This window comes from Pseudomonas sp. RL_5y_Pfl2_73, from assembly GCF_963970515.1.
Lineage (GTDB): Bacteria > Pseudomonadota > Gammaproteobacteria > Pseudomonadales > Pseudomonadaceae > Aquipseudomonas.
On sequence record NZ_CAXAPD010000011.1, the window covers coordinates 173,383 to 193,489 of the forward strand.

The 20,107-nt window shown below is 59.4% G+C and carries 12 protein-coding genes and 1 pseudogene; 3 read left to right on the forward strand and 10 right to left on the reverse strand.

From position 1 onward, the window contains the following. Nucleotides 1-167: 167 nt before the first annotated feature. Together AACY42_RS13440 and AACY42_RS13445 are read right to left on the reverse strand one after the other, a co-directional pair. Complete coding sequence (locus tag AACY42_RS13440; protein WP_339479920.1) at nt 168-1,001, reverse strand: amino acid ABC transporter permease; 834 nt, start codon at nt 999-1,001, stop codon at nt 168-170. After that, nucleotides 998-1,819, reverse strand: a complete 822-nt coding sequence (locus AACY42_RS13445; protein ID WP_339479921.1) for a transporter substrate-binding domain-containing protein — start codon at nt 1,817-1,819, stop codon at nt 998-1,000. The genes AACY42_RS13440 and AACY42_RS13445 overlap by 4 nt, the downstream gene beginning before the upstream one ends. A 113-nt stretch (nt 1,820-1,932) precedes the next feature. Here AACY42_RS13445 and AACY42_RS13450 point away from each other — a divergent pair, with 113 nt between their 5' ends. Then, nucleotides 1,933-2,832 (forward strand): homocysteine S-methyltransferase family protein, encoded by a 900-nt coding sequence (locus tag AACY42_RS13450; protein WP_339479922.1) that lies wholly within the window; start codon nt 1,933-1,935, stop codon nt 2,830-2,832. Nucleotides 2,833-3,012: 180 nt separating this feature from the next. Next, nucleotides 3,013-8,331, forward strand: coding sequence for a dermonecrotic toxin domain-containing protein (locus tag AACY42_RS13455; RefSeq protein ID WP_339479924.1), 5,319 nt, complete (start codon nt 3,013-3,015; stop codon nt 8,329-8,331). A 123-nt stretch (nt 8,332-8,454) separates the two neighbouring features. Here the strand turns inward: AACY42_RS13455 and AACY42_RS13460 are convergent, their stop codons facing one another. Genes AACY42_RS13460 through AACY42_RS13470 form a run of 3 tightly spaced genes read right to left on the reverse strand, consistent with a single transcriptional unit; the run spans nt 8,455 to nt 10,242 of the window. Further along, entirely contained in the window at nt 8,455-9,141 is a 687-nt protein-coding gene (locus AACY42_RS13460; RefSeq protein WP_339479925.1) for a GNAT family N-acetyltransferase, read from the reverse strand. Nucleotides 9,142-9,151: 10 nt separating this feature from the next. Then, nucleotides 9,152-9,598: a GNAT family N-acetyltransferase gene (locus AACY42_RS13465; RefSeq protein ID WP_339479927.1), complete on the reverse strand. Its 447-nt coding sequence runs from the start codon at nt 9,596-9,598 to the stop codon at nt 9,152-9,154. Between the two features lie 2 nt (nt 9,599-9,600). Further along, complete coding sequence (locus AACY42_RS13470) at nt 9,601-10,242, reverse strand: FMN-binding negative transcriptional regulator (RefSeq protein ID WP_339479929.1); 642 nt, start codon at nt 10,240-10,242, stop codon at nt 9,601-9,603. 100 nt (nt 10,243-10,342) lie between these two features. Here AACY42_RS13470 and pdxR point away from each other — a divergent pair, with 100 nt between their 5' ends. Beyond that, on the forward strand, nt 10,343-11,887 hold the full coding sequence (gene pdxR / locus AACY42_RS13475) for a MocR-like pyridoxine biosynthesis transcription factor PdxR (RefSeq protein ID WP_339479930.1): 1,545 nt from the start codon (nt 10,343-10,345) through the stop codon (nt 11,885-11,887). Between the two features lie 36 nt (nt 11,888-11,923). Here pdxR and AACY42_RS13480 read toward each other — a convergent pair whose 3' ends face one another. The 5 genes and pseudogenes from AACY42_RS13480 to AACY42_RS13500 form a co-directional block, all read right to left on the reverse strand. Then, nucleotides 11,924-16,525, reverse strand: a complete 4,602-nt coding sequence (locus AACY42_RS13480) for a dermonecrotic toxin domain-containing protein (RefSeq protein WP_339479931.1) — start codon at nt 16,523-16,525, stop codon at nt 11,924-11,926. Between the two features lie 156 nt (nt 16,526-16,681). Beyond that, on the reverse strand, nt 16,682-17,782 hold the full coding sequence (locus AACY42_RS13485) for a polyamine ABC transporter substrate-binding protein (RefSeq protein ID WP_339479933.1): 1,101 nt from the start codon (nt 17,780-17,782) through the stop codon (nt 16,682-16,684). Nucleotides 17,783-17,793: 11 nt separating this feature from the next. Beyond that, nucleotides 17,794-18,825 carry a histone deacetylase family protein gene (locus tag AACY42_RS13490; protein ID WP_339479935.1) on the reverse strand — a complete coding sequence of 344 codons (1,032 nt, stop codon included), beginning with the start codon at nt 18,823-18,825 and terminating at the stop codon, nt 17,794-17,796. Nucleotides 18,826-19,371: 546 nt separating this feature from the next. Continuing rightward, on the reverse strand, nt 19,372-19,785 hold the full coding sequence (locus AACY42_RS13495) for a hypothetical protein (RefSeq protein ID WP_339479936.1): 414 nt from the start codon (nt 19,783-19,785) through the stop codon (nt 19,372-19,374). 200 nt (nt 19,786-19,985) lie between these two features. Continuing rightward, nucleotides 19,986-20,107: pseudogene (locus AACY42_RS13500) on the reverse strand (IS5/IS1182 family transposase); the annotation flags it as partial.

The window sequence follows — 20,107 nt, forward strand, 5'->3', positions numbered from 1 at the left end:
AATCGTTGGGATAAAGACTTGGCGTTGTCCGGCAGCACTCAATCGGAAAGTGCAACGGACAATTGCTCGATACAGATCGGGCTCGCGATGGTAGGCTTCCTTGGTTCCTGAATCCAAAGGATGAGCCTTTTGCTACACCTTCGATCTGCTGCTGCCTTGTCCCCTGCTCAGCGATTATTCAGATAAGCCTTCCCATAATGCCGCTCCATCCGCGCCTGAATCAGCTCCAGCGCAATGGACATCAACCAGTAAATAATCGCCGCCGTCGTCAGCATTTCGATATAGCGATAACTGGAACGACCATAAGACTGCGCCAAAAACATGACCTCCCAAACCCCCATCACCGAGATCAGCGAGGAATCCTTGAGCATGGAGATGAATTGGTTGGTGGTCGGCGGGATGATGGTGCGCATGGCCTGGGGCAGGGTGACGCGCCAGAAGATCACGGTTTCGCTCAGGCCCAGCGCGAGGGAGGCTTCGCGTTGGCCGTTGGGGACGCCGAGGATGCCGGCGCGGAAGATTTCGCTCAGGTAGGCGCCGTAGTTCAGTGACAAGGCGATGATCCCAGCGGCGATGGCGCCCGGGACCACGCCCAGTTGGGGCAGGCCCAAGTAGATCAGCAGGATCTGGATCAGCAGGGGCGTGCCGCGGAAGAATGACGCATAGAAACTGGCGATACCGAACGCCACCGCGCTGCTGGACAGCCGCGCCAGGGCGGTAATGAAGCCCAGCAATGACGAAGCGACGATCGAGCACAGGCACAGAAACAACGTCAGCACCGCGCCTTGCACAAAGCCATTGGGCGCCAGGTGCATGCCCAGCAGGTTCGGCAGTTTGTCGAGGATGATGGAGAACTTCAGGTCGAAGCTCAGGAAAAAACTCGCAAACAGCACCAACATGACCGCCCAGGTCAGGTACAGGCGGGTGCGAAAACCGAAGATTTTTTGCAGGCGTGACTCAGCCACCGGTGGCGGTGGCTGAGGGGGTGGAAAAGAAGTCATTGGGTAATGTCGGCGCCGATCCATTTTTGCGAGAGTTTGCTCAAGGTACCGTCCTGTTTCAACTGGGCGAAGACTTCACGCACCTTGTTGCCCCACTGGGCATCGCCCTTTTCGATGACCACCGAGTTCGGCTCGGAGTAGAGCGCCTCACCGGCCAGCTTGAAGCGCTTGTCTTCGGTCAGGCGCGGCTGTGCGGTCACCAGGTTGGTCAGCACCGCGTCCAGTCGCACCCCGGCGCCCAGACCCAGGTCCTGGAACGCCACGTTGTCGGTGTCGTAAGGGGCAATCTGCACGTTCTCGAACGGGTAGCTCAGTTGAGTATCCTCGGCACCTTCGATCACCAGGTTCTTGTTCAGGTAACTTTCATAGCTGGAGGCGCTGGTCAGGCCGACCTTCTTGCCGCTCAAGTCCTTGGCGCCGTGGATACGGTCGTCCTTGGCGTTAACCACGATCACCGCTGGCGATGCGTAGTACTGCACGGGAAAATCGAACACTTCGGCGCGCGCCTTGCTCGGCGTCATGGAGCAGATGCAGATGTCATAGCGCCCGCTCCAGTGACCGGCCGCGATCACGTCCCAGGACGGCGTTTCCAGGCGCAGCTTCACGCCCAGTTTCTGCGCCACGGCCTTGGCCACGTCCACGTCAAAACCGTCGAGCTGGTTCTGATCATTGAGGAACGAGAAGGGCGGGTAGCTTTCCATCAGCACGCCAACCAGTTCTTTTTTCTGTTCAACGCGATCCAGCGTGGCGCCGGCGAACGCTTGCGAAGAGGCGCTCAGCAGCGTCAGGCCCAGAGCCAGCAATGGTGGTAGTTTCATGAGAAGGCCCTGTTGGAAAAATAAGTTGTAGTTCTTTGAATGGTGCGTATTAAATAGTTATAAGAACAACTCCGGTAGTGAGTATTTTTCATAAGCTTATGAGTGAATCGCATATGGGCTCAGCAACGACAGTCATTCTCGATGGCGGCATGGGCCGCGAACTGCAACGCCGGGGCGCGCCGTTCCGACAGCCCGAGTGGTCGGCGCTGGCCTTGAGCGAAGCGCCCCAGGCGGTAGAAGCCGTGCACGCGGCCTACATTGCCAGCGGCGCCAACGTGATTACCAGCAACAGCTATGCCGTGGTGCCGTTTCATATCGGCGAAGCGCGTTTCGCCGCAGAGGGTCAGGCGTTGGCAGCACTGGCCGGAGAGTTGGCGCAGCGAGCGGTGCAGGCTTCAGGCAAAGCGGTGCGGGTGGCCGGATCGCTGCCGCCGCTGTTCGGTTCCTATCGGCCGGATCTATTCGACGTCTCCCGCGTCCGTGAACTGTTGGCGCCATTGGTAAACGGCCTGGCGCCCCACGTCGACTTGTGGCTGGCCGAGACCCAGAGTTCCACGGTCGAAGCGCGGGCGATTCACGCCGGGCTACCAAAGGACGGCAAGCCGTTCTGGCTGTCGTTTACCCTCAAAGACGAAGACACTGACGAAGTGCCGCGCCTGCGTTCCGGCGAACCGGTGGCGGACGCTGCGGCGGTCGCGGCCGAACTGGGGGTTGAGGTGCTGCTGTTCAACTGCAGCCAACCGGAGGTGATCGGCGCGGCAATCGACGCGGCGCGGGAAACCTTCGAGGGCCTGGGCGTGAAGATCCACATCGGAGCCTACGCCAACGCCTTCCCGCCACAACCGAAGGAAGCGACGGCCAACGATGGGCTGGATCCGCTGCGCGAAGACCTTGATCCGCCAGGCTATCTCCAGTGGGCGGCGGACTGGCAAAAACGCGGGGCCAGCCATCTGGGCGGCTGCTGCGGGATCGGGCCGGAGCATATTGCGGTGTTGGCGCAAAAGCTGGTCTGAACTTGATGAAATAACCTGTGGCGAGGGAGCAAGCTCCCTCGCCACAGATCCGTGAGATCTTGCTGACATTTGGGCTTACGCTTTTCTCCAAAGCCTGTAGCCCCACCTATACATATGTACGTCATTCCCGCTGAAACGGCGCGATAGGGTCCCAGCCCTACTCATCACCGGGACACCTGAATGACTGCCTTCCCTGAAAATGCACCTGGCGTGACGCCGCAGGCTGCTGGCGTACTGCTCAAACCCATCAGCCTGTTACCCCACGGTTTTCGATTTCAACCTCATGAATTCGCCGATCAATGGCTAAATCAATGGGGTCTTGTCGGCGATACGCGGGTACAAGTCACCTATCAAGAGGTCGAGACAGTCGATTCGGCCGCTCAAAGAAAAACCTCATCGGTGCCGCTGCGTGACGCGGTGACACGAGGCTTTTTGATCGCCCATCAAAGCAGGGCGACCGCTGAGCCTTCTCCGCGCGAGGGTTGGGTTTATCCCCACCGAAGTCATATGTCCCTGGACTTCTCGTCACTGCGGGTCAACGGCAAAGGTCTTTCACCAGACGTTTTGCAGCAACTGCACACCGGCATTGCGTCCGGCTACCAGGGCATTGGGCAGCCGGTCATTACTGAGGTGGACGCCCAAGGCAATCTGCTCAGCCCCCGTGAAAAAGAACAAGTCAGGCAACTGGGGCACTTGGATGTCAATCAGGTGAAGCTGGCGCGTCTGTTCGCTGCTTTGCCAACGTTCGACACCGTGCTCAAGCGTCTGCTGGTCAGCCGCATCAAGGCAAAGATCCCTGAGCGCAAATTCCACACTTCACTGCTCCAGGGCATCGACCCGGATCACTGGTACGTGAACCACTTTAGCGTGGACTCATTCGGTGGGCGTTCATTGACAGCCTCACAGTGCTTTACCGACGTGATGTTGGGCTGTTTAGCGACGGATACACCGCCCACTTACTCGCGCGGTGGCGTGGGCTTCTACACCCGTCCGGATTCGGTGGAAGAGGTCGACAGCGTATTCGTCAGCCCGCTGGACGCGAAAATTCCAGCGCTCATGGAGTCCGTGTTCTATATCGCCGAACCCGCGACCAATGACAGCTTGAAGCAGCAGTTCCGTGACGATCTCAGCGCCTTTCGCCATGACAGAAACGGCGCAGACGCGCTCGATACGTCGACCACTGAAGCGGCACTTGCTCATCTGTTGTCCCGGCGGTTCCTGCATCTTTTCGACTTGTACAAAGTCGATCGGGATCCGGCCACCCCGTTAACCCAAAGTGCGCGAACCCTGCAGGATGAAGAGGATCGCCTGCTGGACCTCATCACCACTCACCCGTCCATGGAGGACAGAAGCCGTTTGCAGCGAGCGCCCATTCCCCATGTCTATGTCGTCATGCTCGACATGGGCGCCGCGAAGCCACAGAAATGGCCCGCTGCGATGGTGATCAAGCGCACGGATCAGCCTTCGCTGTTCCTGTACTCCCTTGAGGGGGGAATACAGCGCTTCCGTTCTTTCCAGGACCTGGTCAATCACGTCAGCCCGACCTACGCGGGACAAAAGTGTGGGATCCGGGACATTGCTTCTGAACTGCCAGGGTCTGTTTTTGCCGTGGCGGCGGATGACCTGCTGCAGCAGCAACGCGCCGCGCTGGAAACGGTCCTGAATGCCTCGGGAAACCAGACACTTCCTTTGGCGGCTTATGCGCTGAAGGTTGAAGATGCGCTGGGGTTGCCCGTGTTGTCGCTGGCCGGGCCGCTGGCGGTGCGTCGGGAAATCCTGGTTGAAAACAACCGTGCCGATTTTTATACAACTGCGACACGTGCGGAAAAATCGAACTACCGCAGCCTGGAAACGCAGGTATTGGAAGCCGCCTACACACTGACGGGTAGCGATATCCCGACGTTGTCGCAGTTCACTCGCCAGAAGATCAAGCAGTACCTGCAACACGCGGTGTACCCCGGCGTTGATCCCGACCCGGACAAGACCCTGGTCACGCTCTCCTATGGCAAAGGCGCCAACCCAAGGCAGTCACGTATCGTCAGCCTGACCGAGTTGATGCTCGATAACCTGCGCCCGGCTCAATACCCGAACGCAATGAGAGAAGTGCTGGCCGTCTACCTTGTCGATCAAGATGGCCAGCGTATCCGGCATCCGGCCGACGGCTTCCCGATCACATTGACGGGGCGCGAGCTTGCCAGGATGGCGACGCATATTGATGCCGGTGGCCGTTATGAAACCCTGCTCAGGAAGGACATGAATAAACCTGACTACAAAGCAGCCTGGCAGGCGGCGTACCTGGCCAATATGAAATTCAAAGGCTATGAGGCCGGGCTCAGGGGCGATGAAGTCTTCAAGACCACCGTGTTCGATAGGGCCTTCCATCCACCCAAGCCCAAGAAGTTGATTGCTCTCTGGCAGCAGGCTGTTCTGCAATCGCCCGTTGCCGAGACACGTGCCCTGGTCCAGGGACGAAGGGTGCAGGTCTATGCGCTTGTGCTGGGTGGAAGTGTCGGGGCTGGCGAACAGCATGGGACGATGGGTAATGCGATCAGCATTGATGGCGTCCTGGTTTTTTCCGATCAGGACGGGCCGGACTTCAAGGGAACCGTGGGGGTTTATTTTCCGGACAGCCCCGAGGGTAATGACTATCATGAGTTTTCCAGCCTGGGCGAGGGGGTGGCGGGGCTGTTGCAACAAGAGCAATGGCAGGGATATTTCCGCTCACGCATTTGCACCCTCGATCCTGAAGAGATAAAGCGCACGTTGGGGCAACAACGTGGCCGACCGTTGATCCGCGGCGCGTTGATCCCTGGCAATCTTCTCGAGGCCCTCCACCGCGCGCACGTCAACTTCCATAGCGCGTATGCCGATCACCGCTCCAACAGCAACCGGGATGTTCATCGCCAGACGTCTGCCAGGCTGGTGATGATGGCGATGGAAACGTTCATGGACCTGGCCGGCATTCTCCTGGTCCCCGGCTTCCAACTGCTCAAGAGCGCCATCAAGACCGGCTGGTTGATGGTCAGGACCGGCGCTGTTCCAGCGAACCTGGCTACCTTGGCCTTTGTCCACAGAGTGGCCAATTATGGCGGACGAGGGGTGGCGGGTGGCGTGAGTGTTCCGGTGCGGGGGCAGTCCTCTTTCCTGGCCCTGACGGCCCGCCAGAGCCAGGGCGAAACATTGGCTGGCCTGCCTTTGGAAGACGCGCTTTACCGCCGTTATGCCGTGACAGATACCTCGTTGCTACAAGGGCTCGCCGCCGATGCCCAGGGCTTTTATCGCCCCACGGTCAATAACAGCGTCACGCGTGCGGTGTACGTGCGACAACCCGATGGGACGGTGTTCCGGGTGCACGACCATACGAAGTTGACGGCGACCGAGGCCACCCTTGTCGACCCTGCTACCGGGTTGAGTATCCGTTCCAGTGGCGTGATGCGAAGTACCGTTGCCCGGATGCCCAACGGAGAGTGGCGTGCGGTTGGATTTGGTCAGGGCGGCGGGAAACGCCCGGCAGGTAGCTCTCCACAACCAGGCCCTTCCAAACCCAAAGTGCCTGCTCTGTCGCTTCGTGCTTGCGAATGGGTACGGACCGCTGGCCATTGGGACAACGACATCATGGACCTGGTCCCCTCTGTCATGACTCGTCTTCCGAGCTGGCCGCAGAACCGGAGCTTGCTGATCATGGACGAAATAACCGCAGGGCGTAGTTGGTCAGTACGCTTCACGCCAGGGCAAGACGAGCGCTTCTATCGGATGAGTCAGCACCCAGATAGATCATCCACGGATATCGTCTTGAGGCGAACGGCTGAAAATCACTACAGTTTGATTTTGGGTAGGCGGGTCGTTGAGATTCCCGCCGATGGCGATTGTTTTTTCAATGCCGTCGCCCGTGGGCTCAATGAAGGGCAGGCGCAGGAAGCCTTCACGATGCAAGGGCTGCGTAATGCAACTGCCGATTATATCGTTGGACATCCGCAAATCAGCCGCTTCGTGATGCAGCCGGCCACCGGCTTGCAATTGGCGCTCTCCGACATCGCGCCTTGGTTGCAAGAGCTCTTGGAGGAGGCAGCGCTCTCTGATCTCACTCGGATTGTCTACAACGCCCCCAACCCACATCGCTTGTTCCAGCCGGTTCTGGATCACCTTGACCGTCACGCCAACAGCTTGGGCCGAAGGACGCTGGACGCAGCGCGGGACGGCATCCTGCCGCCGGAGCTGTTGCAGGAGATCGGGCATTATCTATCGGTTCGGTCTCCGGAGCGCCTGATGCCAAGTAGCGCGCCCTTTTACACTCAGGAAACGCAGTCCTTGCGCAGGTTCTTCGAAGACGTGCTGCTGGGGCCCATCGACGATTTGCATCTGACCGAACTGCTCAATAACGAACACCTTCAACTTTCTCAGGATGTGATCCATATCATGCTTGAGTATGGTGTCAGGGCTCGACAGTTGACCGACCATCATCCAAGGAATGAGCTGGCTTACGTAAAATACAATGAGACCCTGCACGGCCATTTGGACGATGATCAACTGGATGATTTACTGGAAGGTGCTGATCTGGTGGATCAGGCCGATCTGAATGAAGTAAAGCAAAGGTATCAACGTGAGTCGGGCGTCACCATTAATGACGATGCCAAGTTAATGAACCAGTTCATGTATTACGATCAGGTAGAAGACACCATCGATCTGCTCAGCGTTGCCCTCGGGCGGTTTCCCGATTTGCAGCGACGGGCTAATCTGCTTCTTCGCTCAACGGTGATTTCCTCGAACCTCGGCGGCATGCTGCCGGTCAATGTCCTTGCCAGGTGGCTACGTGATCCGAAGCTGTCTGAGGCGCGGCTTGGGATCATTGCGGAATATGCCAATACCCGCTACACCGAAGTGATTGACGACGGCACGATAAGTATTGACTGGATGCAGCCGTTCGATGATCAGAATCTGAACAGTATTATCCGGCAGCAAGACAGCCTGACGAGATTTGTAGAGTTTCTGGGGTGGGTACAATCGGAAGCCGAAACGCCAGCAGTGGTAGGTTTGTTTAGCGTTTCGGGACAAGCTGTTTCTAATACCAGGGTTTCGATTTTATTAAGTACGCCGAATATTTTTAATTTGATCCAGCGCTTCCCGAGGGATCACGCTATACAAATATGGGAGGACCTCGTTGGGCCGTATTTCAGCGATGCCGCTGTTCGAGCCGCGCTCAGGCAACCTGGCTCGCTTCGTTCAGAGTTGGATATTGCAAGGGCGTTAAGAGTTGGGCTTGGCGTGGACGGGAGGCGCGCGAACCAAATCGTTAGAGATTCACTCGGTGTTGGCCAGCGACAGGCTCAACAATATCTCTACAATTTTGAGTTCCCAGCCAATCGTTTGGGCCACAGGCTTTTGGACTTTGCATTGTATTTGGAAAGCCACATGGCGGTGCCCGATTGGGCCTGGCGATACCTGAGGCAGGGCGTCACGCGCGAAACGCTCAAGCCATTTGGAGCCAAAAAGAAACCTTGATCGCTTAGTCGCGGGCTACTTACAGCTCTGATGCAAGTCGCCCCATCGCCATTCCCCGCAAGGATTGGCGGTGGGGTCGTCAACTACGTGATGGACGCCGAGCCGGCTCGCCGAAACGGGCCGTCAGCCACCGACAGCGGATGTCCGACACTCTACTAGCCCTCGCACTTGCCCACTTTCGCTCTGATTCTCCTCACTCAACCACTGCTCGAATCCTGCCGCGATCTCCGGCCAACCCGAATCCAGTATTGAGTACCACGCCGTATCTCGGTTCTGCCCCTTGACCACCATGTGCTGGCGGAACACCCCTTCAAACGTGAACCCCAACCGCTCGGCCGCGTATTTGGAGCGGGCATTGCCGTTGTTGCACTTCCATTCCAGCCGGCGATAACCCAGGGCGAAAGACTCCTTGGCCAGCAAATAAACCGCCTCGGTGCTTTTCGGCGAACGCTGCATCGGCGCGCCGAAGGTCACATGGCCAATCTCGATGCGGCCCTGGGCCGGGACGATGGACATCAGGCTGAGAATGCCCTGCACCTCGCCACTGACGCGGTCGATCACGCTGAAGAAATACGGGTCGGTGTTGGCCGCATGGTTGTTCAGCCAGGCATCGAACGCGCCGCGATCCGTGAACGGACCATAGGGCAAGTAATCCCAGAGCTTCGGGTCGGCGCCGGGGCCTTCAAGGGCTTGCCAGAGGCCATCGGCATGCCGCGCCGGGTCGAGCTTTTCCAGGCGGATGAAACGCCCTTGGAGCACCTGTGCAGAGGGCGCCGGGACACCTTTCCAATCGGCGAGTGAAGTCGACATGCTGCGCTCCTTAAAGGGCTTTGCGAAATTGAATGAAGCCTGGGCGCTCGGCGATGCGCTCGTACAGCTGGATCGCCGTGGCGTTGGTTTCGTGAGTCAACCAGTGCACCTTGCAGCAACCATCGGCCTTGGCGGTGGCGTAGACGAATTCGATGAGCTGGCGACCTACACCGCTGCCACGGCTCTGTTCCGTTACCAGCAGGTCTTGCAGGTAGCAGGAATTCTCGATGCTCCAGTTCGAACGGTGATAGATAAAGTGCACCAGGCCCACCGCCGTGTCGCCATCCCAGGCGAGGGCAGCATGGGTCGGTTCATGCTCATCGAGCAAGCGTTGCCAGGTGCTTTGGCTGACGGCGTCCGACAATTGGGTTTTATAGAACCGCAGGTAGGCTTGCCACAGCGGCAGCCAGGCGGCGTGAGCGTCGGCGCTGACGAGGCGGATTTCAGGTTGGCTCATGTTCACTCCTTGGACAATTGTTCAGGCATCAGGTGGGCGAGCGCCCGGTCCAGCGGGTCGGGACTGGCGGCAAGGCCGTTGCGTACCCCGGCGGCATCCGCGGGGCTACGGTTCTGGCTGAGCTTGCGCTTGCCTTCCAGGCGCTGGATGGGCAGGGCGAAGCCGACGATGGCTTTGAGCATGCTGTCGATGTAATCGGGCGGCGCGTCATCGATCTTCCACGGCTGCTCGCGACCGGTTTCGTGGCGGTCGGTGAGGGCGCCCACCAGGTTGCGCAGACGATGAGCATCGCTGAACACCTCAGCGCTGCCGTAGGCGTGTACGGCCACGTAGTTCCAGGTCGGCACGACTTTGCCGTGTTCGGCCTTGCTGGCGTACAGCCCTGGGCTGACGTAGGCATCGGCCCCGGCGAATATCACCAGGGCTTCGGCGCCGGCTTCGAGGTCGCGCCATTGTGGATTGGCCCGGGCCATGTGGCCGTAGAGGCTTCCGTTCGGACCTTGTTGCGTGTCCAGCAGCAACGGCAGATGACTGGCCTGCAAGCCGTGTTCACCTTGAGTGATCAAGACGGCCAGGCGGCAATCACCCATCATGGCATGCAGTTGAGGCAGGTCTTCGACGGCAAAGGCTTTAGGGTTGTACATGACGATTTTCCTTGGCGAATGCGAGCATCCTAGGCAGGCTATTGGTCTGTTGTAAGAGCCACTTACGGCCAATTCGATAGGTCCATTCGTGAGGGCTGTCATGCACAACGCCGCGCCGCCATTGTCGTTCAACCCCGCTGGCATCGAGCTGGACCGCCGCCAGGGGCTCAGCCGCCAGCTCTACCAGGCCTTGCGTGCCCGGGTGCTCGATGGGCGCCTGGCCAGCGGCACGCGCCTGCCGGCCAGCCGCGACCTGGCGGCGGCCTTGTCGATTTCGCGCAACAGCGTGGTGCGGGCGTACGACCAGCTCTACGCCGAGGGTTTCATCGAAGGACGGGTCGGTGACGGTACTTATGTGGCGAAACTGTCCTCGACGGCGCTGCCGCTGAAAAACATATCCACAAAAGTATCCACAGGGTTTTCAACAGGCTTACCCACAGCCTTATCCACAGATTGGCTGGATTTGCCTGTGGGTCCATCCAGTAAAGTTATCCACAGTGATGCGCTCAACCGTGTCAAAAAACACCATTTGGCCCAGCCACCCAGTGGCCCGCCACGGGCGTTCAGGGTCGGTGTGCCGGCTTTCGATCTGTTCCCTTTCGACGTCTGGGCCAAGCTGAATGCGGCTTTCTGGCGCAAGCCGGACCTGCAACAGCTGTGTTATGGCGACTCCCAAGGGGATGCGCGCTTGCGCGGGCTGATCGCGGCGTACTTGCGCAGCTCCCGGGGGCTGCACTGCACGGCTGAACAAATTGTGATCACCAGTGGCGCGCAGCAGGGCATCAGCCTTTGTGCACAGCTGTTGGTGGACCCGGGCGACGTCGTGGCGGTGGAAAATCCCGGCTATCGCGCGGCCGGGCATGCGTTCGCCGTTGCCGGGGCCGATGTCAGGGGCGTGCCGGTGGATGGCGACGGCTTGGATTGCGCCGCGCTGGGCGCGTTGAGCCACTGTCGGCTGGCCTACGTCACCCCGTCCCATCAATACCCGACCGGGGTGGTCATGAGCCTGCCACGGCGGCTGGAGTTGCTGGCCTGGGCTGAGCGCAACGACGGCTGGATCGTCGAGGATGACTACGATGGCGAGTACCGCTACAGCGGCGCGCCACTGGCGCCCTTGGCTGCACTGGATCGCCAGGGGCGGGTGCTTTATGTCGGCACGTTCGGCAAAGTGGCGTTCCCGGCCCTGCGCCTGGGCTACCTGGTGCTGCCGCCGGGCCTGGTCGACGCCTTCGCCCGCCGGCGCGCCGTGGACGTGCGCCACTCCGAAGTCAGCACCCAGGCGGTGATGGCCGAGTTCATGGCCGCCGGGCATTTCCAGCGGCATATCCGGCGTATGCGCAGGGCCGCCCTGGTTCGGCGAGATGCGTTGCTGGCGGGCTGGCCCGAGGCGGTTGCGGGTGTCGGTGCCCTGCCCACCGTCGTGGCCGGGCTGCATCTCACGGTCCCGGTAGAGAGCATCGAGCGCGAGCGTGAACTGATCGCCCAAGCGACGAGTGTGGGTGTGGAAATCAATGGCCTGAGCAGTTATTGGTTGCCCAACACACCGACGCCGGTGCGCGCCGGGCTGGTGCTGGGGTTTGCGGCGGTCCCGCCAGCGGCGATTGGCACCGCGCTGGCGAACCTGTCGAAAGCCTGGAAATCCTGAGGGCGCGCCGCCGGGGCATCGGCGGCGGCGTTGGCTTTATGGCCGCTCTTTTGGGAAAAACACCTGCTGGGCCTGGTCCACGGCAATTTCGCTTCGGTAGTGATTGATCAACTGACGCTGGCTGAAGCCTTTTGTAGAAACCTCGGCCCCCCCCAGAACCACCTGCTCCACTGTTTTCAGGCGTGCCGAAAGGAACGTACGGGCGGGTACCCAGTTTGTGGAGTAGTGAAAGTCGGCGAACCAGAGCGTCTTGCTGGTCTTCCTGTCCTTGATTTCATACCTGTCGAGGAAACCATGTATGGGGCCCTTGATGCGTTGTCGGTTGATCCGTTTGGTGATGGAAATCCGGTTTCGATCCTTCAGCCAGATCACGCCACTCATGGTGGGTGGGCTCTGTTTGATGATGTTCAGTACGGTTTCGAACTCCTGCTCATAGAGCGCCTTCGATTCTTTTTTGAGGCGCAATCGCAAGGCTTCGGCCGAGCGCTGCTGCGCTTCTGATGTTTCAATCGTCTCGTTGGTGACAACGCTTTGCGCCTGGTCGAGTGCCTTCCGGATCGCGATGCCGACCTTCTCCATCCGGCTGGCGTGTGCATTGAGGATCATCGTCACGCCGGCCGGTGTCCGGCCTGGCTGTTTCAGGTCTTGTTCAATTTGCACGTTGAACGCGGTCAGCCCGTCGATCAGGGCTTGGCCTTTGCGAACGCTCGTATCCAGCGAAGGGACTGCCAGGGGAGGCGGGTCGGACATCATGTGGGGCGCCCATTCGCCGGTTTCCTTGCGGTGGAACGAGGCGATGATTTCATCCGAGAACGGATTCTTCACATCGACCCAATCCGTTTCCTCGTGCAACTGCGATAAGCGAGGCTCGCCACTGATGACGCCCCAGAAGCGGGCCCTGATGAATTTTTTCCTGGGCCGTGGACGTGGCTCATGAGCGCGGCCTGATCTTCGCCGGTTGCTTCGCTCATCGAGGGCTTGGGCCAACTGGCGCAACGCTCGTCTTCCACAATCGCCTATCTGCCGGGTCAGGCGAGTGAGCTGTGCAGGGCTGGCGCTGTCCTGGTATTCGCTACCCATGTAGTCGAGATGTTCTTCGATGGCGGCGAACTGTTCCGTCAGGCTGCCCAGTGCATCGATTTGTTCATCCAGCCGGATCATGCTTCGCTCATCCACGGCGTCGCGTAGGCTTTGGAAGGCCACCGTAGCGTTGTCGACAATCCGGTTAATTTCCACCCAGCTTTCAGGCATCGTCTCGACGCTTTCAAGAGACAGGCAGAGGTGGCGGTACATATCCAGCTGGATGAGCCGCAGATCGTCACTTTTGTAGGCCGGCATTTTTCCACGGTACTGGTGGACAAACTCAAAGCCTTCGCGCCCCATCTCCTTGAGCCTGGAGAAGCGTGTCTCCATGTAGTCCAGGCGCTCGATCATGTCGTCACCGGCGCTGATCATGCTGTTGGCCGCATCGATGTGTTGTTGTTCCAGCACCTTGACCTCGGACGTGATCATGCCCATGGCTTCGGTAATGGCAGGGGTAAAACGCTCTCGCAATACATCCATTTCTGCGAAGGTGAAATTGACCTGTGCGTTCAGGTAACCGAGGCTGACGCGAGGGTAGTCGGGCCTTGACTGAAAGACCGGCCATTCAATCAGGGTCCTCAGCGCTTTTTCGTAGTTTTCTCGTTGGGCTTCCAGGGTCGTCAGATACGCCTCACGCTTGGTTTCCCGGGCCGCGCCGGACGCCTGGTTCATTTCCTGCGCGTCCATGGTCAGCAACTTCTGGTTCGCCGGTTTCTGTTCTTCAAACTGGTTGAGTTCGGTCAGCAGCTCCACGCTGCGGCGTCGTGCCTCGGCGACGACCCTTTGCCGGGCACCTTTCGAGCCGCCGCCGCGTAAGCGCAAGCGGGTATCGATCTGCCACTGGCCGTGCGCATCATGGATCAGCGGAGGGCCGGTGCGGGCTCCATCAATGATGCAGACCTGGTCGCCCTCTACGGTGACCTCGAACCATTTTCCCGCCATTTTCGCGTACCACTTCCTACCCGTCGCATAGAGGCCCCTGAGCGCGCCTTCGGCCCTGGGTTGCCCAGGTGAGTCGGGGGCCGCGATGCTGAAGCTATCGAGCAGATTGGCGCGCTTGCTCGACCTGCCGATCAACGCACCACTGGTATGAACGACCTCGTAGTGCTCTTGCGGCAGCTCTGGCTTGGTGAGCGGCGCGAGCGTTTCGATAGTGAGCTTGGGTTTGGGCACTGGCGGGATTTGTGGCGGGGCAATCTCCGGGGCTTCTGTCGGACGGCTACCTTTGCTCGCCCTGGTGCGGTCAATCACGTAATGGATGATCCCCAAGGAGACGTTCAACAACACATCGACAAAGAGCGCCCACTTGTCCTGACTATTGGTTTCTTCGTCACTCTGCGTCAGCTGTTCAAGGTCGTCCAGGATTTGCCAGAGCCAGGTCGCGGTGGCCACCGTGGTGCCGAGGTAGGGCAGCGCCAGGTTGAAAATCAGCCAACCGGCCTGCTTGAAAGACTCCCAACGGCTTTCGCGATTGGAGACCGACTGATGATCGGCGAGCGTGACCAAGGCATTGGCGTTGGCCCGGAACAACAGTGGCAGGAAGTCGGCGCCCAGGGTCTCGTCGCCAAGGCTGACAGGACCGTTATTGGACAAGGTCTCCAGCGGGGCTGCCACGAACTCCACGATGGTCCAGGGCGAGGGCAGGGCGCCTGGAAAGACATCTCGGCCATAGGTTTCTCGTACCCCATCGGGCAGCCACGCCAGTACCGATTGGCGCAAGGGCGCATTTTGCCTGATGGTGTACAGCAAGTTGCTGTACGACGGGAATTGCCACAGCTGCGGTTCAAGCAACGGTCGATAAATCAGGCAAGGACCGGCACTTGGCGTCTGCGGGCCGATCACGAACATGTTGGCAACGATATCCTCTGAAAGCCCCAGCTGCAGCTCGGGCACGAAAGCCAGTTTGCGCAGGACGATGGTTTGCCCGTCTACCTTGCGGTCGGCTTCCTGGGGTTCCATCAGTGCCGCGACATAACGGCAACCGCGCTCATCGATATTGCCCCGCCCACGGAGTTTGCCTTCCAGTGCAAGCATGGGCAGCTGTATGCGCAACTGTGAGGTGTACAGCTTTTCGCGGCGGCTCGACTCCGCCGGGTCATCGAGCAGTTTTTGCTTGATCAGGTCGGGATAAAACCGACCGATGTCGACCTGCGTGATGAGATTCTCGATGTAGTCCACCGTCAACCAGGCGGGCAACACGGTCGCGTCGAGGGCCCCCACCGTTTTGTTGCCCGGAGGCAGTGCAATCAGGTTTTGCAGTGCCAGTTCGACGAGGTTGAACCGGGTGGTATCCAACTTGAAGGGCACAACGAAGGTGCCCCAGACCACGGGGCTTTTTATCTCGATCTCGATTTTTTCCGGGTCCAGCGTCGATGCATCGCGGTGGTCCGCCAGCATCTGCGTTTTCAGCGCGTGCGACGCATAATTCTTGATGAGGGGAATATCGTCCAGGTAGGTTTTTCCGGCGTGGGAGCTGCTCAGCGCCGAGAGGTTTTTCATGTATTGGGCGAACAGGATCTGGTCGGAGATCGGCGCGCTCTGCAGCCATTCGGGCAACTGTTTTTGGAACCAGCTTTCGCCAGGTCCTATGTCCAGCCCGCTGGGGGCCGGTGGTTCGTCATCAGCAAAGGTTGGATTCAGACTGATGCTGGGGATGCCGAGGATCTTGACCTGCACCGCGATGATCCCGCAGGCCTTGCTATCGAAAATATTGCCGTCGGGTTCATAGAGCCGCCAGCGAATCTTCGTCGGGTGGACCAAGGTCCCCAGGTGATCGGAAAGGGCTTGTCCCAACGCATGCCGTGAAGCGAACTTCTGGTAGCCGTTGAGCAACGAGTGCACAAGGATGACCTCTTTGTTGTCGATCAGGCCGATCAGCACCACCAGCGAGTTTTCATTGACGCGGTTGACCTCGTCGCCGTCGACCTCCTCGATGTCGACCAGATACGCGTGGCTGTCATAGCTGTCCTTGCGGTCTTGTGGGTCGGGGTACAGGAATAGTTGCCGGGCCATGTCGCATTCAGTCGCCGTCCAGCCCTCGATCTGCTTGACGTCCCAGAGCTTGCTCAGCGTGTGGGAGAGTTCATGCCAGCGTGGGCCGTAATTGCCGAACGGCATGTTCCAGTACGCCAGTTGCTGCTCCTGGCTGGCCGGCACCATGGCCGGCACCAGCTCGTTGATCAAACGGCCGATCTGGTCGATGCGCACCGGCAAATGCACCTCGGGCGCGGTGATCGGCAGTTGGGTCAGGAAGTGCAGCCCTTCAATCAACAACGTGGGTTTGCTCTGGTCCACCCTCGAAGCCAGCAAATCGCTGAGCGATTCATAGCGGGTGGGACGCGCCACGATCTCGCCACCAACAATGTCCCAGGCCGGTTCGCCGATGACGGTGGTAAGCGGGTCGAGATCCAGTGATGGGTACAGCTTCTTGAGCGCATTGCGCAGCAGCATGGCCGCCACTTCCGGGTAGGTGGGGCCTGCGAGCAGCTGGTTGAGCAGCGCGCTCCTGATGCTCGCATTGAACTCCGGGGCGGTGCCGGTAGGGTCCGATGTCATCTGAGTTGTCCCTCTCTCGAGATAGATGAAAAACCCAAAGCCGAACGCTTCGGGGTTTCCATGCTAGAGAGGCAGGAAACGGGGCTGGTGGTAACTATGTATACGCTGGTGGGAGCAAAGCTTGCTCCCACAATGGCCGTTATCCCCCAACGGCCTTTACTGGCCGGATTTTACCCGCGTCCAGGCCCGCGTACGCGCGCGTTCGGCATCCCGGGGCAACGGTTGCAAAGTGTAGAGCGAGGCCATGGCCGCCTCGGTCGGGTACAGGTTGGGGTTGCCGCGAATCGCCGGGTCGACCCTCTCGGTGGCGTCCTTGTTCGGGTTCGGATAACCCACAAAATCGCTGACCGGCGCGATCACCTGCGGCTGCAGCAAGTAGTTGATGAAGGTGTAGGCGTCGTCCGGGTTTTTCGCGCCTTTGGGGATGGCGAGCATGTCGAACCAGATCGGCGCGCCTTCCTTGGGCAGGCGCATGTCCACCGTCACGCCGTTCTTGGCTTCCTTGGCCCGGTTGGCGGCCTGGGAAAAGCTGCCGGAGTAGCCCACCGCCACGCAGATATCACCGTTGGCGATGTCGGCCATGTACTTGGACGAGTGGAAATAGGTGATGTATGGGCGCACCTTCATCATCAGCGCTTCGGCCTTGGCGTAGTCCGCCGGCTTCTTGCTGTTGGGGTCCAGGCCCAGGTACTGCAAGGCCAGGGGCAGGATCTCCGACGGCGAATCGAGCAGCGCCACGCCGCACTGCTTGAGCTTGCTGAGGTTCTCTTCCTTGAAGATCAGGTCCCAACTGTCCACCGGCGCGTTGTCGCCCAGGGCGGCCTTGACCTTGTCCGGGTTGAAGCCGATCAGGATGGTGCCGTACATGTAGGGCACGGCGAACTTGTTGCCCGGGTCGTTGGCTTCGATCAGCTTCATCAGCTTGGGGTCGAGGTGGTTCCAGTTCGGCAGCTTGCTGCGGTCCAGGGGCTGGAACACTCCGGCTTCGATCTGCTTGGCCAGGAACACGTTGGACGGCACCACCACGTCATAGCCGGAGTTGCCCGTCAGCAGCTTGGCCTCCAGGGCCTCGTTGGTGTCGAAGATGTCGTAGACCAGCTTGACCTGGCTGTTCTGCGCCTTGAAATCCTCCAGGGCCTTGGGCGTGATGTAGTCGAACCAGTTGTAGACGCGCAAGGTGCGCTCCTCGGCCTGGGCAGCGCCGCAAAGCAGCGCGGCGCACACGGCGGGAGCCATTAAACGCTTGAGTCTGTTCATGCTGTTATTCCTCATGGGGCGCTTTGGAAACCTTCAAGAACGTTCACGGCATTGATGCCGATTTCTGCCACCGCGTAGCCGCCTTCCATCACGAACAGCGTTGGTTTGCCGAGCGCCGCGATGCGCTTGCCCATCGCCAGGTAGTCCGGGCTGTCGAGCTTGAATTGCGAGATGGGGTCGTCCTTGAAAGTGTCCACGCCCAGGGACACGACGATGACATCGGCGTCGTAACCCCGGATCTGCCCGCAGGCCTGCTCCAGCGCCGCGCTCCAGGTGTCCCAGCCTGAGCCGGCTGGCAAAGGGTAGTTGAAGTTGAAACCCTCACCGGCGCCCTCGCCATGCTCGTCGGCATAACCCAGGAAAAACGGAAACTCCGCCTCCGGATGGCCGTGGATCGACGCGAACAATACGTCGCTGCGCTCGTAGAAAATCGATTGGGTGCCGTTGCCGTGGTGGTAATCCACATCGAGGATGGCGACCTTCTTATGGCCCTGGTCGAGAAAGGCCTGGGCGGCGATGGCCGCGTTGTTTAGGTAGCAATAACCGCCCATCAAGTCCCCGGCGGCGTGGTGCCCCGGTGGGCGGCACAAGGCAAAGGCACTGCGCGCGCCACGCTGGATGTCCGCCTGGGCAGTGAGGGCTACTTGCGCGGCGCTGTAGGCTGCCTGCCAAGTGCCGGCGGTAATCGGCGCGCCGGCGTCGAAACTGTAGTAACCCAATTGACCGTGCAGGCTCGTGGGGATGACCGTGCGAAAGGTCCGCGCCGGCCAGGTGTAGGGCAACAAATCACCGTCGCGGTTGTACTTGACCCAACGGTCCCAGGCACCTTTGAAAAATTCCAGGTACGCCGCACTGTGGATACGCTGGATCGGCCCCAGGCCAAAATCCTGCGGCGCCTCCACCGGCCCCAGCGCCCGCGCCTTGACCCGCTCCAACACGTGATCGGCTCGGGACGGCATTTCGAAGCAAGGCATCAATTGCCCGTCCATCAACTCGCAGCGGCCGTGGTGCAGGTGGTGATCGTCTGAGTAGATCGTCAGCATTTTTTTGTTCTCCGCAAGGCTGGTCGGTTTGAACACAGTCTTGCGGTGTGGGGCGTTTCAGAGAACGGCAGGAGAGGCCAAAAGGGGATCGAAATGGCCAATAAGTTTGACCGTAAATCGCCCCTTGTTGGCGCGGGTTTGCGCTGGTTCGGGGCGTTGGGAACCAGGGCTATCTGAGGCCATATAATGACGGGGTAGCGAAGTGTTGAAGCGAGCCTTCCAGCTTGAAAGCCAGCTTCGTTTTTTTGTTGCCAGCCGCTAAATAAAAAGCGGCCGATGGGCCGCCTAATGCTTACTTTGTGGGGGTTACGCGCTGGCAGATAGCTTGACCAAGCGCGAGCCTGCGAGTGCACCATCAGGCTCATCGGAGGACCCACGACGGATGCGGTCGAGTATCCGCAAATCCATTGAGCTTGTGACACGAGCTTTGCGCAAGCCGCGTACGTACAAGCAGTCAAAGTTGTCCTGCCCTTTATGTTTGCCGGCCTTCCCGCGTTGGGTTGCTTTCAATTTGCTCATTTTTCGATCACCTCTGAAATGATGCTATTACTCATCAAGAGTCAACACAAGGGCACCGTTTACCATCTGAAATTCATTTTCGACGTATATAGGGACTGCACCGGGTAACGGGCTATCTATTTCAATGAGTTCCGCACCAATGATCTTGCAGTACTGAGTAACGGCAAGCACGCAAAGCTGGATGACTCTTCTCTTCAACGGGTGTGAACCACTCTCCCGCTTGGGATGGCCTTCCAGTAGTTTGATCCGTACAACGGTGCGTTTGCCGCTGGGTGTGGCGAAGCATAGACCGCACAGTAGATTCCCGTACCACAGCGCAAGGTCAAGATGTCGGGCATCGCTTTTGATGACCTCTGGAGAGTCATGCCAGGGGAAGCCATGGTCTGATTCCCATAGATTAAATTGTTCGAGCGCATCAGCATCGATGTTGCCGAAGCGCACCAGTGCAAAATCAACACCAGACGCTCGTTCAGGATCTGCTGGTTCTTGTGCTAGGGATGGTCTGAAATAGCCGGATATTCTCCGGCTATTGAGTCGTCAGTGCTTTTCAAAAAACGACCCCCGTCGAAATTTGACCCATTCTCTTCATTCTTCAGCCCTTCCGGCCGCTGCAAGGCGCTTGGCAGCCGCCATTTCCTGTATTACACGCGCACCTCTCCTGTGCCCGCCAATAAATGTCGACGCGCCATCCACAGGTTTGACAGGGCGAACAACGTCACCATCTGAGCCGTGTTCTTGGCCAACCCTCGAAAGCGCACCTTTT